Source organism: Duganella rivi (genome assembly GCF_009857435.1).
GTDB classification, from domain to species: Bacteria; Pseudomonadota; Gammaproteobacteria; order Burkholderiales; family Burkholderiaceae_D; genus Rugamonas; species Rugamonas rivi.
Genome location: NZ_WWCK01000004.1, coordinates 717,494 through 730,392, shown reverse-complemented (window position 1 = coordinate 730,392; position 12,899 = coordinate 717,494). Strand labels below are relative to the sequence as shown.

Sequence of the window (12,899 nt, the reverse complement as noted above, 5' to 3'; positions counted from 1 at the left end):
GTTTGCATTTACTTGGTGGACAGTCCTACGCGGGTGATGCCCATTTTCTTCGCTTCCGAGATCAGTTGAATCACGTCGTCGTACTTGCTTTCCTTGTCGCCGGCGATCAGCACCGGATAGTCGGGATGCGCTTCGTGGATGGTGCGCAGCTTGCGCACCAGTGCGTCGCGGTTCGGCGCGGTTTCCGGCGCGTCTTCGTCCTTGCCTTTGACGCCGATCGACAGCGCGCCGTTCGGTTTCAGCACGATTTGCACGTAGTCGCTTGGTGGCTTGGTCGATTTTTCCGCGCGCGGCAGGTCGACCACGCTCGGGTCGTTGGCCGACGGCATCACCATGAAAATAATCAGCAGCACCAGCATCACGTCGATGTAAGGCACGACGTTGATCTCGGACTTGAGCTTGCGGCCACGGCCGCCGCGCATACCGCTGGAGAAAGAAGAGCCCATAATCTATCGCCCTCGATTAACGCGACTGGCGTTGCAGGATGTTGGAGAACTCTTCTACAAAGCTCTCAAAACGGATCGCCAGGCGATCCACGTCGTACGAGAACCGGTTGTAGGCGACGAAGGCCGGGATTGCGGCGAACAGGCCGATGGCGGTAGCGATCAGCGCTTCGGCAATGCCCGGCGCCACAGCGGCCAAGGTAGCTTGCTGCACGTTGGCCAGGCCGCGGAAGGCGTTCATGATGCCCCACACGGTGCCGAGCAGGCCGATGTACGGCGATACCGAACCGACCGAGGCCAGGAAGGCCAGGTGCGATTCCAGCGCATCCATCTCGCGCTGGAAGGCGGCGCGCATGGCGCGGCGGGCGCTGTCCAGCACGGCGCCGGCGTCGAGGTTGTCGCGGTTGGCGGCGAAGGCGGCTTTCGATTTGATGAACTCGCCCATGCCGGCTTCGAAGATGCGGGCCAGCGGGCCGCTGTTGGCGCGGTCCTTGCCGGCGTTCTGGTACAGCGCGTGCAGATTGCCGCCGGCCCAGAAGGTCTTTTCAAACTCCACCGTCAGGCGGCGCGCCGATTTGATGGCGAACAGTTTGCTGAAGATGTAGGTCCAGCTGGTCAGCGAGATGACGAACAGCAGCGCCATGATCAGTTGCACGATCAGGTGCGCATTGGTGATGAGGGACAGGAAAGACAGGTCTTGAGTGACGTTCATTGTTTATCAGTCGGTTTGGGTGGTGTGACGCATTTTGTCGGCGACGATCGCAGGAACGGCGCGCGGACGCAGGGCAGAATCGACGCAGCCTACTTTGACTTTCGCCGTGTTCAGCAAAGTATCGCCGCGCCACGCTTCCTGATGGAACACGAGGGAGGCGCGGCCGATTTTTTCGATACTAACCGTTAATTTTAGTTCATCATCGAGCTTTGCGGGCGCATGATATTCCGCGCTCACGCTTTTGACGACGAACAGGGCGTCGTGCTCGGCCAGCAATTGGTGCTGGTTGACGTTCAAGGCGCGCAGCCACTCGGTGCGCGCGCGCTCGAAGAACTTCAGATAGTTTGCGTAATAGACGATACCGCCGGCGTCGGTGTCCTCGTAATAGACCCGGACGTTCCAGATGAAATCTGCAGGCATGTTGTTTTGGCTACTAATGTGATTGAGCAACATTCTACGCGATATTGTTATTTTGGTTGAATTTTATCAACTGGCGCGCAAAAGTGCCCCTGGCAAGAGTAAAGCGGTTTCCCAGTCGCTTGCCAAGGATTGTAACAATGGCTTACGAATTGGGGTAAGGCGTTACCCCAACGGCCAGAGGCAGAGGCGTCTCCTTGGCGCTGGCATTTACCCCGCACTTCGGTCCGTCGCGGGGTCTGACCCCGTACGGGGTCAGACCCCTCTGGTGTGGCCCTGCGGGGTTACAGTTCGCGCTTAACGTTCAGCGCGCCGTAGCCCTGGCAGGTCGGCATCATATCAATACGGTTGATGTTGACATGCGGAGGGAGGGTGGCAATCCAGTACGCGGTGTTGGCGATGTCTTCGGCCGTCAGCGGCGTGGTGCCCTCGTAGACCTTGGCCGCCGCCGCATCATCCTTCAGGCGCACATTCGAGAACTCAGTGCCGCCGCACAAGCCCGGCGCCAGGTTGGTGCAGCGCACGCCGGTGCCTGCCAAGTCCGCGCGCAGGTTCTGCGTGAACTGGTTGACGAAGGCCTTGGTCGCGCCATAAACATTGCCGCCCGGATAAGGCGTCGAACCGGCAATCGAACCAATATTAATCACGGTGCCGCTATTGCGCTCAACCATGCCCGGCAAAATCGCCCGGGTCATGGCGACCAAGCCGCTGACGTTGGTGGCAATCATGGTGTCCCAGTCTTCCAGCGACGAGGTGTGAGCCGGCGTCACGCCCAGCGCCAAACCGGCGTTATTAATCAGCACATCAATCGCGCGCCACTCCGGCGGCAGACCATCCAGCGCCGCCTTGATCGACGCCTTATCGGTCACGTCCAGCGCGATGGCGCGAACCGCATCGCCCAGCTCGGCGGCCAGCGCTTGCAGGCGGTCTTCGCGGCGGCCGCTAATCAAGACCTTGTGGCCGTTCTTGGCAAAGATGCGCGCCATCGCGGCGCCGAAACCGGCCGTCGCGCCGGTGATGAAAACGATCATGATCGATCCTCGTAAGTGGGTGGGCAGTGCCCAAAATTGTATCCGTAATTTCCCTCATGGGCTAAATTGACAATAATGCAATTCATTTTCTTGCTCAAATCTGGCGCATCAAATACAATTTAGCCTCCATTACGTCTCACGTAACTGGCGAAAAGCTGGAAAGATTTCTAAAAATGCACCACAATAGTGCGTTTTTGATCGGTCGGCGAAAGGTGGGCATCCACCGGGAAACGTGAGATTTCAACAGCCGTTCGCCTGGGCAGCCCTCGATGGAAAGCACGAAGAGGCTGCCGGTTCGCTATGGCTTCTCTCTTTCGATCCAACTGCCAGAAACAAGTTACTCATTCGATTGGAGTTTTTTCATGTTCGCAAAAGATCACACCCTCGCCAGCGTTGACCCAGAACTGTTCGGCGCAATTCAAAACGAAAACACCCGCCAGCACGATCACATCGAACTGATCGCGTCGGAGAACTACACCTCGCCAGCCGTAATGGAAGCGCAAGGCTCGCAACTGACCAATAAGTACGCCGAAGGCTACCCAGGCAAGCGCTACTACGGCGGCTGCGAATACGTCGACGTCGTTGAGCAACTGGCCATCGACCGCGTGAAAAAACTGTTCGGCGCAGAAGCCGCCAACGTCCAGCCTAACTCGGGCTCGCAAGCCAACCAGGGCGTGTTCTTCGCCGTGCTGAAACCGGGCGACACCATCATGGGTATGTCGCTGGCAGAAGGCGGCCACCTGACCCACGGCATGCCGCTGAATATGTCGGGCAAGTGGTTCAACGTGGTGTCCTACGGCCTGACCGCTGAAGAAGATATCGACTACGCCGCCATGGAAGCGCTGGCGAAAGAACACAAGCCTAAGCTGATCATCGCCGGCGCGTCGGCCTTCTCGAAAAAAATCGACTTCGAGCGTTTCGCTGCGGTCGCCAAATCGGTAGGCGCGTACTTCATGGTCGACATGGCCCACTACGCCGGCCTGATCGCCGCTGGCCTGTATCCTAACCCAGTGCCGCACGCTGACTTCGTCACCTCGACCACCCACAAATCGCTGCGCGGCCCACGCGGCGGCATCATCCTGATGAAGGCCGAGCACGAGAAAGCCATCAACTCGGCAATCTTCCCTGGCATCCAGGGCGGCCCGCTGATGCACGTGATCGCTGGTAAGGCCGTGGCCTTCCAGGAAGCGCTGCAACCTGCGTTCAAAGAGTACCAGCAGCAAGTGGTGAAGAACGCCGACGTGCTGGCCAAGACCCTGATCAAGCGCGGCCTGCGCATTGTGTCGGGCGGCACCGAGTCGCACGTGATGCTGGTGGATCTGCGTCCTAAGAACCTGACCGGCAAGGAAGCGGAAGCGATCCTGGGTTCGGCTCACATCACCACCAACAAGAACGGCATCCCTAACGATCCGCAGAAGCCATTCGTGACTTCGGGCATTCGTCTGGGTTCGCCTGCGATGACCACCCGCGGCTTCAAGGAAGCGGAAGCGGAACAAGTCGGCAACCTGATCGCTGACGTGCTGGACAACCCGCACGACGCAGCCACCATCGACCGCGTGAAAGCGGCCGTGAAGGTGCTGGCTGACAAGTTCCCTGTCTACGCCAAGTAATACCACCGCCGTCGTCCCGGCCTTCGCCGGGACGACGCTAACTAAAGCGCCAATATGAAATGTCCGTTCTGCCAGCATGAAGACACCCAAGTCCTCGATACGCGTGTATCGGAGGAAGGGGACTCCATTCGCCGGCGCCGGCGCTGCGGGAAATGTGATAAACGATTTACCACGTATGAACGCATCGAATTGGTGATGCCGTATGTGGTCAAGAAGAATGGCAGCCGTACCGAGTACGCCTCGGCCAAGCTGCGCGGCAGCCTTGAGCTGGCGCTGCGCAAGCGCCCGGTGGCTGCTCCGGCAGTCGATGCTGCCATTGCTTCAATTGAAGAAAAGCTGCTGACCAGCGGTCAGCGCGAAGTTGAAACCGGCTACATCGGCGAGCTGGTGATGCAGGAGCTGAAACGCCTCGACAACGTGGCCTACATTCGCTTTGCATCAGTCTACAAGAACTTTGAAGACCTGGCCGAGTTCCAGAACGCCATTGCCGAAGTCGGCCAAGAGCGCAAAGCCCCCCGTAAAAGCTAGCATATTGCTGGCGCACGTTTGATACACCTCATACTCTCTGCTGTAAGCGCTGCTAACTTTTGACACACTCTCCCCGACTTGCGGAGGTGTGCCATGCGCACACGCGGCTATACCTTGCTGGAAATCCTGATTGCGGTGGTGGTGCTCGCGCTGGGCATCATCGGCGGCGTGGCCTTGCAGATGGCGGCGCTGCGAGCGCGGCATCAGGCGGTGCTGCTGTCGCAGGCGACGCAGATGGCGGTCGCCCTGGCCGAACGTCTGCGCGCCAATCCGGCGCAAGCCGATCTTTATCTCACCCTCAATTACGACGCTTACGCCGAGCCGCTGCCCGCTGCGCCGGCGGCCTTGTGCTATGGCGATGCTTGCGGTTCGGCAGCGATGGCGCTGTCCGATATGTACGAGGCCAAGCAGATGGTGCGCCAAAGTTTGCCCGCAGGGCGCGTGGTGATTTGCCGTGATGCCGGTGTGTGGAGCGGCGGCAAGCTGCGCTGGGCTTGTTATGGCGGGCCGTCTGCACCGGTGGTGGTGAAGGTCGGATGGCGCGGAAAAAATCCCGACGGCACACCGCTCAAGGATGTCGACGGCGACTACGCACCCGGCGTGGCCTTGGCCGTGGGAGCTGCGCCATGAGGCCCGCGCGCTGCCATGGCTGGGGCATGGTCGAGTTTCTGATCGCGATTGCGCTCGGCTTGTTGGTGAGTTTGCTGGCCGGTGGCTTGCTGGTGGCGTCTGGCAGCAACTACCGCAATCACAGCGATAACGCGTTGGTCGGCGATGGCGGCCGCTACGCCTTGCAATTGATGGCGCGGACGATACGGCAGGGCGCCTACATCAATTGGGACAGCGATCTTGCGCCGTCCGAATTGGAGCCCGGCGCGCTGGCCGCGATTGACGGCCGTGACGCCGCCAGCATCAGCCGGGGCAGCGATGGCATCAGCGCGCCGTTGCCTGCGGTGGCAAATGGCAGCGACGTGCTGGCCGTCAGCTTTTCCGGCTCCGGTGATGGCGCAACTGGCGACGGCTCCAGCGTCAACTGCGCTGGCTTTGGCGTGGCTGGCGGGACGCGCGGCTCGAGCATTTTCTACGTCGCGCTGGATGCCAGCGGCGAGGCTGAATTGCGCTGCAAATATCGCAGCGCATCCGGCTGGGGCGCGGATGCCATCGCGCGCGGCGTCGATTCGTTTCAGGTGCTGTACGGCGTCGATACCGATGCGCCAATGGACGGCGTCCCCAACACCTACCTCAATGCCACTGCGGTGCAGGCGATGGCAGGCTGGAAGCGTGTTTGCAGCATCAAGCTGGCCTTGCTGCTGCACGGCGAACACAACACCCGCGCCGACACGCTGAACGCGCGCTACGACTTATTCGGCCCGGCGTATTCCGACGCGCATGGCGGGGATATTGGCGTGCGCGTGGTGGAGGGCAGCTTGCCGCCATCGCAGCGTCTGCGTGCAAGGCGGGTGTTCAGCATGACGGTGGCGTTGCGGAATCGGGATGGGTGAATCATGGGACGGCAACGTGGAATCGCCTTGTTGGTTAGCCTGGTGCTGCTGATCATGGTGATGTTGCTGGGCGTGTCGGCAGCGCAGTTGAGTCTGCAAGGCGAGAAGGCAGCGCGTGGCGAACACGATCGGGATGTAGCGTTTCTGGCGGCGGAGGATGCCTTGAAAGATGCAGAGCGTGATATCGAGGATACCAGCGATCCGTTTGCCGAGGATTGCGGCGCAGGCCGATACCAGCGGGCGGCCGTTGGCAAGACACCGGTTTGGCAGAGAGTCGATGTGGCCGGTGGTGCGTGCGTGGTGGATTACGGCGCGCGTACGGCGGCGGCCATGCCGACTGGGCAAGGCTTCCTGCCATTCAAGAGGCCGCGCTACGTCATTGAGCGCATGGAGTGCCATCAACCTGGCGACGACGCCTCGGCGGGCGCGCTACCGCATTACTGCTACCGCGTGACCGCTATCGGTTTCGGCGCCAGGCCGGAAACGGAAGTGGTTTTGCAAAGCGTGTTCAGCAAGCCGGAGGAGACGCCATGAACAAGATCCACGCGACACGCTCATGGCTGCTCGCCGCCGCCATCTGCGCACTAGTCCACGCCGCCCCGCCTACGCTGGAAATCGACAGCCTGCCCGTCGCTGCAACTTGCGGCGCAGGCACAGGCGGCGAAGGCGGGAGCGGAGCAGGCGGGAGCGGTGCCCCTGGGGCGGGATCGGCGCAAGGGGCGGCTTTGCTACGGCCTGCGCAGCCCACGCCCGCTGCTGGTGGGCCAATCGGCGACCTGTATCAATCTACGATGGAACTTGCCGACTGGGGCGGGCATTTTGCGCGGTATGCGTTGGCAGGCGGCACGGCCGGCGCTGGGGCGGCGGCTTCATTGGCATGGGATGCTGGCGCGATTTTGACTGGTGCCGCCGACCGGCCGCCAATGCCTGCGCCACAGCAGCGCCAAATCTACACGTCCATCGTGCAGCAAGATGGTGCGTTGATGATGGCGCCGTTCAACTGGCCGTCGCTGTCGGCCGCGCAGCAAGCGCTGCTTGACCTTGAAGACCAGGCCGGCGAGCAGCGCCTCGCTTACCTGCGTGGCGACCGTACGCTGGAAGGCACGCGGTTTCGCCGTCGCAGCAGCATACTGGGGGACGCCGTTCACAGCACGCCAGTGTATGTCGGCCCACCAGATCGCCGCAGCGCCGTCTTCCTCGGCACTAACGATGGCATGCTACACGCCTTCGATGCTGCCAACGGCGCAGAACTCTTTGCCTACGTGCCGGACGCCTTGATCGCGCAACTGCATCACCTTACCGATCCAAACTACCAGCACCGCGCCTACGTTGACGGCCCAGCCAGCGCGGGCGAGGCCAGCATCGGCGGCGGAAGGAAGACCATCTTGCTATCGGCCATGGGCGGCGGCGCGCAAGGCGTGTTGGCGCTGGATATCACCGATCCCGCCCATTTCGCAGACGGCCTTGGCGCACTCTGGGAATTCACCAGCCGCGATGATCCCATGATGGGCAATGTCACCACCATCCCGCAAATCGCCAAGGTACGGCTGCGGCAAGACGTGTACCGCTACTTCGCCATCGTCCCCAGCGGCATCAACAACGGCGGCGACGGCAAGGGCGCCTTATTCCTGCTAGCCCTCGACAAGGCGCGTGACGAAGGCTGGAAGCGCGACAGCAACTACTACCGCATCACCACGCCCATCGCCGAGGCCTCGCTGCCAAACGCCCTTAGCGCGCCGGTGCTGCTGAACGACAGCGCCGGCGCACTGCGCTACGCCTATGCCGGAGATTTACAAGGCAACCTATGGCGATTCGATTTCAGCGGCAGCACGCCATGGGCGAAAGCGATCAGCAAGCCGCTGTTCATCGCACGGGATGCGAGCGGGCGCCGACAGCCAATCACGCAGCAACCGCTGCTAGCCTACGCCAATGTGCGCGGCTACATGGTGTTGTTCGGCACTGGCCGCATGATTGAGCAGGGCGACCGAAGCAGTGCGGCATCGCAGTCTTATTACGCCATCATCGATAGCCTGCAAACGCCGCCCGACATCATCACCGGCCGCAAGCAACTCACGCAGCGCTTTCTCGATGGCAGCGATATGCGCATGGAGCCCGGCAGCAAAGGTTGGTACATCGACTTCACGCAGCCCGGTGAGCGAAGCATCAACACCGGCGTGCTGGCTGACGGCGCCGTGCTGTTCAACACCGTGCTGCCGGGGGCGAGCATGTGCAGTCCCACGCGCAGCCGCGCCTATGCACTCAACGTTATCAGCGGCTTGCCGGACGACGGCAATGTGATCATCAACACGCCGCAGCAAGAAACCATCACCGGATTGATGCTGCCGGGTTATGTGCCGAGCCCCTCGCTGCTGCGGCAATCCATCACGCGTGGCCCACGCGATGCGATTGGCCGTATTCGACAGGAGAAGTCATACACCGTGGTGCAGGTGACAGAAGCAGGGCACGTCAGCGCCATCGGCAGCATGCGCGCCACCCGCCGCACCGGCCGCCTAAGCTGGCGCGAGATCGCCAACTGGCGGGAACTGCACGAGGCCGCAAAATGACACGCGCCGGTTTCAGCTTGATTGAACTACTGGTGGCGCTGGTCATCGTCGCCGTGCTGACAGCCGCTGCGCTGCCTGCTTACCAACAGCAGGTGATTCGCACACGCCGCAGCGAAGCGCAATCTGCTTTGCTGAAACTGATGATGCAGCAAGAGCGCTTTCACTCGCAGCACAATACCTACATTGCCTTCTCTGCCGGCGTGGCCGATGCCGAGGCGCGCCAGTTCCATTGGTGGAGCGGAGCCAGCGCGCCAGCCAGCGCTTACGAAATCGAGGGCAAGGCTTGCGACGGCGAGTTAATTACGCAATGCGTGCAACTCATCGCCCGCCCTGGCACCGCGCAGGTAGACAGTCGCTTTCACGACGACGATTGCCGGACTCTCACGCTGACCAGCACCGGCCAGCGCGCCGCCAGCGGCTCCGCACCGGGATGCTGGCCATGAATCGCCGTGCCGGCCTGACGCTGATCGAGTTGCTGATGGTGCTGGTGCTGGCCGTCGTGCTGCTCGGCGTGGCCGCACCGGCGTTCCAGCAATCGCTGCAACGCCTACGCCTGCAAGCTGCCGTGCACGATCTACAGGCCGCCATCGATCTGACCCGCTCGCAAGCGATGGCGCGCGGCCGCAAAGTACTAATGGCACCGCTCGATCCGCGCGGTGCCGACTGGCAAAGCGGCTGGGCCATCTTCGAAGACCGCAACGGCAATCGCCGCCCGGACGCTGGCGAGCCGCTGATCTACCGCCATGACGCGTTACGCAGCGATATCGCCATCACCTCCCGCTTCACCTCCGGCGCCACGCCCACCTACATCGCCTACAACGCCGCCGGCCGCACCTGCCGCGCCGACAACAGCCTGATCGCCCGCTGGGGCACGCTGTCGCTGACGCAAGGCCAGCAGGCTCGCAACATCATCATCAACATGCTCGGCCGCGTGCGAACCTGCGACCCGGCGCAAGACCCCGCCTGCGGCAGCGTCGACTAATCCCTCTAATCAAGAGCGCTTATAATGGCGCGATATCTAACTGGGCAGGGGCAACGTGAATATCCGCAACGATCTTGAAGGCATGGCGCTGGCGCTGGAGTGGGCCGCGAAGGGGCTGTACACTACCGCGCCGAATCCGCACATCGGCTGCGTGATCGTGCGCGATGGCGTGGTGATCGGCGCTGGCGTGACCCAGCAAGCCGGCAGCGATCACGCCGAGATCCAGGCCCTGAAAGACGCCCAGGCGCGCGGCCACGACGTGCGCGGCGCCACCGCCTACGTCACGCTGGAACCGTGCAATCACCACGGCCGCACGCCGCCATGCTCGGACGCGCTGGTGCGCGCCGGCCTCGGCCGCGTGGTGGCGGCGATGGAAGATCCGAATCCGCTGGTGGCCGGGCAGGGCATGGCCAAGCTGGCCGCCAACGGTATCGCCACCCACGTGGGCCTGCTGGCCGAGCAAGCTTATGAATTGAACATCGGCTTTTTCTCGCGCATGACGCGCGGCCTGCCGTGGGTACGCATGAAAACCGCCGCCAGCCTCGATGGCATGACGGCGCTGCACAACGGCGTCAGCCAATGGATCACCGGCCCGGAAGCGCGTGCCGACGGCCATCACTGGCGCGCCCGCGCCTGCGCCATCTTGACCGGCATCGGCACCGTCAAGGCCGATGATCCGCAGTTGAACGTGCGCGCGGTTGAAACGCCGCGCCAGCCGCGCCGCATCGTGGTCGACAGCAAGCTTGAAATTGACCTGTCCGCCAAGATATTGCTGGGCGGCGGGACGTGGATCGCCGCCGCGGTCGCCGATCCCAAAAAACAAGCGGCGCTGGAAGCGGCCGGTCACGAAGTGATCTTGCTGCCCAACGCCAGCGGCAAGGTCGATCTGCCGCAACTGATGCGCGAACTGGGCCGCCGCCAGATCAACGAGTTGCACGTGGAAGCAGGCGGCAAGCTGAATGGTTCGCTGATCCGCGAAGGTTGCGTCGACGAGTTGCTGGTCTATCTGGCGCCAACACTGATCGGCGACGCGCAAGGCATGTTCGCGCTGCCGGCGCTGACCGACCTGTCGCACAAGCAGAATTTGAAATTTCACGAGGTTAAGCAGATCGGCGAAGATTTGCGTATCCTTGCTCGATTCACTCATTAGGAAGAACTATGTTTACTGGTATCGTCGCCGCTGTCGGCAAAATTGAATCGGTGAAGCCGCTTGAAGGCGGCTCGTTTGCAGGCGTCCGCCTGGACATCAACGCCGGCGGCCTGCCGCTGGCCGATGTCGCGCTGGGCGACTCGATCGCCATCAACGGCGCGTGCATGACGGTGGTGGAAAAAGACGCGACCAATTTCCGCGTCGACGTCTCGCGCGAGAGCTTGAACAAGACCGTCGGCCTCGACACCCTCACCGAAGTCAACCTCGAAAAAGCGCTGACCTTGAATGAGCGCCTCGGCGGCCATCTGGTTTCCGGCCACGTGGACGGCCTGGGCGTGGTGCGCAAGTTCGAGCCGGTGGGGGAGTCGTGGGAGCTGGTGGTGGAGTCGCCGCACGAGCTGGCCAAGTTCCTGGCTTACAAAGGCTCGATCGTGGTCAACGGCGTGTCGCTGACCGTGAACCGCATCACCGATATCGGCACCGGCACTGACCTCGTGTGCCAGTTTTCGATCAACCTGATCCCGCACACCATTGCCGTTACCACGCTCAAGCACTTGAAGGTGGGCAGCAAGGTCAACCTCGAAATCGACCTGATCGCCCGCTACGTCGAGCGCATGGTGTCGGTGGGCGCGGCCAGCAAGTAATCAGCCGGACAGGCTTTTCAAATAGGCGATCAAGGCCGCGCGTTCGGCCGGATTGCTCACGCGCACATCCATATTCTGGCCTGGCAGGAATTTCTCGGGATTGGTGAGCCAGCGGTCGAGCGAGTTTTCGTCCCATTGCAGATTGGCGCCGCGCAGCGCGTGCGAATAATCGTAGCCCTTGACGCTGCCGGCGCGGCGGCCGAATACGCCGCGATGGTGCGGGCCGGTTTCGTCGGTATCCAGGGCGTGGCATTCTGCGCAACGTTTCTGCCACAGGCGTTGTCCCTGTGCGACTTGCTGGCCGCTCTGCGCTTGCGCCGGCGCGGTGAGCAGCACTAGTGCCAGCACGACCGGTAATGCGGTGGTGAACATGTTGAATCTCCGTGATCTGACTTGCGTTTATTTCTTGTACGCAATTGCGAACCAACTGGATTCAACGTCTTAGTTGATGGCTGCCGGTAGCTTCGCAGTGGTCAGGATTTCGCTGGCGTAGTGGGCTACAAGTTCCAACAATATACCACCATCGGGTTGTGTCTTTTTCTGGTGTCGATTTGATAATCGGCCGTATCGATCATCAACTTGAGGACATCATGAAAAAATTGTTGAGCACCGCGTTGCTGCTGTGGGCGGCGACGGCACAGGCGCATGAGGGCGGCATCACTACCGAAAAGAGCAAGGCGGTCAAGGCGGATTTCGATATCTTCCACACCAAGATTACGACCGAAGGCAATATCGCCACCTTCCACATTGCGGTGTCCGGCAAGGCCGGTGCGACCAAGCCGACCAAGACCGGCAAGCTGGCCGGCAGCTCGGTGTTTTCCTACGTCTGGCCGACCACCATTGATCCTGCCGTGGTCGGTTTCGAGCCGAAGGCCGGCATTCTGGCCTTTGCCGTCACCGCGCACCCGGACTTTGACGATACGCCGCTGTACGACGAAAACGGCGACGGCGATCCCAAGAATGACGGCAACCTGTGGCACTCGCACTGGGTGGTGCTGGCGCCGGACGAGCAGTGCGGCAAGGGCGCGCTGAAGGTGGTCGATATTCCGGCCGGCGCCAAGCCGCGCCTGCCGAAGACCTGGCCGGGCTTCCCGATTTTGCTGGACAGTCCCGGCTGGAGCCCCATCTTCAAGGGCGCTACGCTGGAAGTGAAGGTGCCGTTTGACGATATCGGCGTGGTGACGGCCTCCGGCTTTGACGGCGTGACCTCGGCGCTGCGTGTCAACGCCAGCGTGCACGCGCCGCTGCTGTGCATCGTGGACGTGTTCAAAGTCGCGTCCGGCAAGCTCTCTCTGCCGGGCAAGGTCAATCAGTAA

At 62.0% G+C, this 12,899-nt stretch carries 16 protein-coding genes and 1 riboswitch; of the genes, 11 read left to right on the top strand and 5 right to left on the bottom strand.

All coding sequences use genetic code 11. The annotated features are described in order from the left end of the window. Nucleotides 1–8: 8 nt before the first annotated feature. The 4 genes from GTP45_RS15830 to GTP45_RS15815 form a co-directional block, all read right to left on the bottom strand. The gene (locus GTP45_RS15830; protein ID WP_161014801.1) at nucleotides 9–446 is read right to left on the bottom strand and encodes an ExbD/TolR family protein; all 438 of its coding nucleotides are present in this window, start codon (nucleotides 444–446) and stop codon (nucleotides 9–11) included. A 16-nt stretch (nucleotides 447–462) separates the two neighbouring features. Next, nucleotides 463–1,155, bottom strand: a complete 693-nt coding sequence (gene tolQ, locus GTP45_RS15825) for a protein TolQ (protein ID WP_161009601.1) — start codon at nucleotides 1,153–1,155, stop codon at nucleotides 463–465. 6 nt (nucleotides 1,156–1,161) lie between these two features. Continuing rightward, nucleotides 1,162–1,575 carry a tol-pal system-associated acyl-CoA thioesterase gene (ybgC, locus tag GTP45_RS15820; protein ID WP_161014800.1) on the bottom strand — a complete coding sequence of 138 codons (414 nt, stop codon included), beginning with the start codon at nucleotides 1,573–1,575 and terminating at the stop codon, nucleotides 1,162–1,164. Between the two features lie 281 nt (nucleotides 1,576–1,856). After that, the gene (locus GTP45_RS15815; protein WP_161014799.1) at nucleotides 1,857–2,603 is read right to left on the bottom strand and encodes an SDR family NAD(P)-dependent oxidoreductase; all 747 of its coding nucleotides are present in this window, start codon (nucleotides 2,601–2,603) and stop codon (nucleotides 1,857–1,859) included. A 130-nt stretch (nucleotides 2,604–2,733) separates the two neighbouring features. Further along, a riboswitch (ZMP/ZTP riboswitch) is annotated at nucleotides 2,734–2,871 on the top strand. Nucleotides 2,872–2,965: 94 nt separating this feature from the next. Between GTP45_RS15815 and glyA the strand changes: the two genes are divergently transcribed. From glyA to GTP45_RS15765, 10 genes are all read left to right on the top strand, one after another. Continuing rightward, complete coding sequence (glyA, locus tag GTP45_RS15810) at nucleotides 2,966–4,213, top strand: serine hydroxymethyltransferase (RefSeq protein WP_161014798.1); 1,248 nt, start codon at nucleotides 2,966–2,968, stop codon at nucleotides 4,211–4,213. A 54-nt stretch (nucleotides 4,214–4,267) separates the two neighbouring features. Next, the gene (nrdR, locus tag GTP45_RS15805) at nucleotides 4,268–4,741 is read left to right on the top strand and encodes a transcriptional regulator NrdR (protein ID WP_161014797.1); all 474 of its coding nucleotides are present in this window, start codon (nucleotides 4,268–4,270) and stop codon (nucleotides 4,739–4,741) included. A 93-nt stretch (nucleotides 4,742–4,834) separates the two neighbouring features. Beyond that, nucleotides 4,835–5,371 carry a type IV pilus modification protein PilV gene (gene pilV, locus GTP45_RS15800; RefSeq protein ID WP_161014796.1) on the top strand — a complete coding sequence of 179 codons (537 nt, stop codon included), beginning with the start codon at nucleotides 4,835–4,837 and terminating at the stop codon, nucleotides 5,369–5,371. Beyond that, the gene (locus GTP45_RS15795) at nucleotides 5,368–6,243 is read left to right on the top strand and encodes a PilW family protein (RefSeq protein WP_161014795.1); all 876 of its coding nucleotides are present in this window, start codon (nucleotides 5,368–5,370) and stop codon (nucleotides 6,241–6,243) included. The genes pilV and GTP45_RS15795 overlap by 4 nt, the downstream gene beginning before the upstream one ends. Before the next feature lie 3 nt (nucleotides 6,244–6,246). Next, nucleotides 6,247–6,777, top strand: coding sequence for a pilus assembly PilX family protein (locus tag GTP45_RS15790; RefSeq protein WP_161014794.1), 531 nt, complete (start codon nucleotides 6,247–6,249; stop codon nucleotides 6,775–6,777). Further along, a complete protein-coding gene (locus GTP45_RS15785; protein WP_161014793.1) occupies nucleotides 6,774–8,807 on the top strand; it encodes a pilus assembly protein in 2,034 nt (677 codons plus the stop codon). Before GTP45_RS15790 ends, GTP45_RS15785 begins: the two co-directional genes overlap by 4 nt. Continuing rightward, on the top strand, nucleotides 8,804–9,250 hold the full coding sequence (locus GTP45_RS15780) for a type IV pilin protein (protein WP_161014792.1): 447 nt from the start codon (nucleotides 8,804–8,806) through the stop codon (nucleotides 9,248–9,250). The genes GTP45_RS15785 and GTP45_RS15780 overlap by 4 nt, the downstream gene beginning before the upstream one ends. Then, entirely contained in the window at nucleotides 9,247–9,789 is a 543-nt protein-coding gene (locus GTP45_RS15775) for a GspH/FimT family pseudopilin (protein ID WP_166454634.1), read from the top strand. Before GTP45_RS15780 ends, GTP45_RS15775 begins: the two co-directional genes overlap by 4 nt. Nucleotides 9,790–9,871: 82 nt before the next feature. Beyond that, a complete protein-coding gene (ribD, locus tag GTP45_RS15770; protein ID WP_166454658.1) occupies nucleotides 9,872–10,939 on the top strand; it encodes a bifunctional diaminohydroxyphosphoribosylaminopyrimidine deaminase/5-amino-6-(5-phosphoribosylamino)uracil reductase RibD in 1,068 nt (355 codons plus the stop codon). 8 nt (nucleotides 10,940–10,947) lie between these two features. Then, the gene (locus tag GTP45_RS15765) at nucleotides 10,948–11,583 is read left to right on the top strand and encodes a riboflavin synthase (protein ID WP_161014789.1); all 636 of its coding nucleotides are present in this window, start codon (nucleotides 10,948–10,950) and stop codon (nucleotides 11,581–11,583) included. On the opposite strand, the gene GTP45_RS15760 is transcribed toward GTP45_RS15765, so the two are convergent. Continuing rightward, the gene (locus GTP45_RS15760) at nucleotides 11,584–11,955 is read right to left on the bottom strand and encodes a c-type cytochrome (protein ID WP_161014788.1); all 372 of its coding nucleotides are present in this window, start codon (nucleotides 11,953–11,955) and stop codon (nucleotides 11,584–11,586) included. Between the two features lie 218 nt (nucleotides 11,956–12,173). Between GTP45_RS15760 and GTP45_RS15755 the strand changes: the two genes are divergently transcribed. Then, nucleotides 12,174–12,899, top strand: a complete 726-nt coding sequence (locus GTP45_RS15755) for a hypothetical protein (RefSeq protein ID WP_161014787.1) — start codon at nucleotides 12,174–12,176, stop codon at nucleotides 12,897–12,899.

Bases quoted from the DNA above. Each gene is read 5' to 3' on its own strand.
- GTP45_RS15830 (WP_161014801.1), bottom strand. From the start codon at position 446: ATGGGCTCTTCTTTCTCCAGCGGTATGCGCGGCGGCCGTGGCCGCAAG.
- tolQ (WP_161009601.1), bottom strand. From the start codon at position 1,155: ATGAACGTCACTCAAGACCTGTCTTTCCTGTCCCTCATCACCAATGCG.
- ybgC (WP_161014800.1), bottom strand. From the start codon at position 1,575: ATGCCTGCAGATTTCATCTGGAACGTCCGGGTCTATTACGAGGACACC.
- GTP45_RS15815 (WP_161014799.1), bottom strand. From the start codon at position 2,603: ATGATCGTTTTCATCACCGGCGCGACGGCCGGTTTCGGCGCCGCGATG.
- glyA (WP_161014798.1), top strand. From the start codon at position 2,966: ATGTTCGCAAAAGATCACACCCTCGCCAGCGTTGACCCAGAACTGTTC.
- nrdR (WP_161014797.1), top strand. From the start codon at position 4,268: ATGAAATGTCCGTTCTGCCAGCATGAAGACACCCAAGTCCTCGATACG.
- pilV (WP_161014796.1), top strand. From the start codon at position 4,835: ATGCGCACACGCGGCTATACCTTGCTGGAAATCCTGATTGCGGTGGTG.
- GTP45_RS15795 (WP_161014795.1), top strand. From the start codon at position 5,368: ATGAGGCCCGCGCGCTGCCATGGCTGGGGCATGGTCGAGTTTCTGATC.
- GTP45_RS15790 (WP_161014794.1), top strand. From the start codon at position 6,247: ATGGGACGGCAACGTGGAATCGCCTTGTTGGTTAGCCTGGTGCTGCTG.
- GTP45_RS15785 (WP_161014793.1), top strand. From the start codon at position 6,774: ATGAACAAGATCCACGCGACACGCTCATGGCTGCTCGCCGCCGCCATC.
- GTP45_RS15780 (WP_161014792.1), top strand. From the start codon at position 8,804: ATGACACGCGCCGGTTTCAGCTTGATTGAACTACTGGTGGCGCTGGTC.
- GTP45_RS15775 (WP_166454634.1), top strand. From the start codon at position 9,247: ATGAATCGCCGTGCCGGCCTGACGCTGATCGAGTTGCTGATGGTGCTG.
- ribD (WP_166454658.1), top strand. From the start codon at position 9,872: ATGGCGCTGGCGCTGGAGTGGGCCGCGAAGGGGCTGTACACTACCGCG.
- GTP45_RS15765 (WP_161014789.1), top strand. From the start codon at position 10,948: ATGTTTACTGGTATCGTCGCCGCTGTCGGCAAAATTGAATCGGTGAAG.
- GTP45_RS15760 (WP_161014788.1), bottom strand. From the start codon at position 11,955: ATGTTCACCACCGCATTACCGGTCGTGCTGGCACTAGTGCTGCTCACC.
- GTP45_RS15755 (WP_161014787.1), top strand. From the start codon at position 12,174: ATGAAAAAATTGTTGAGCACCGCGTTGCTGCTGTGGGCGGCGACGGCA.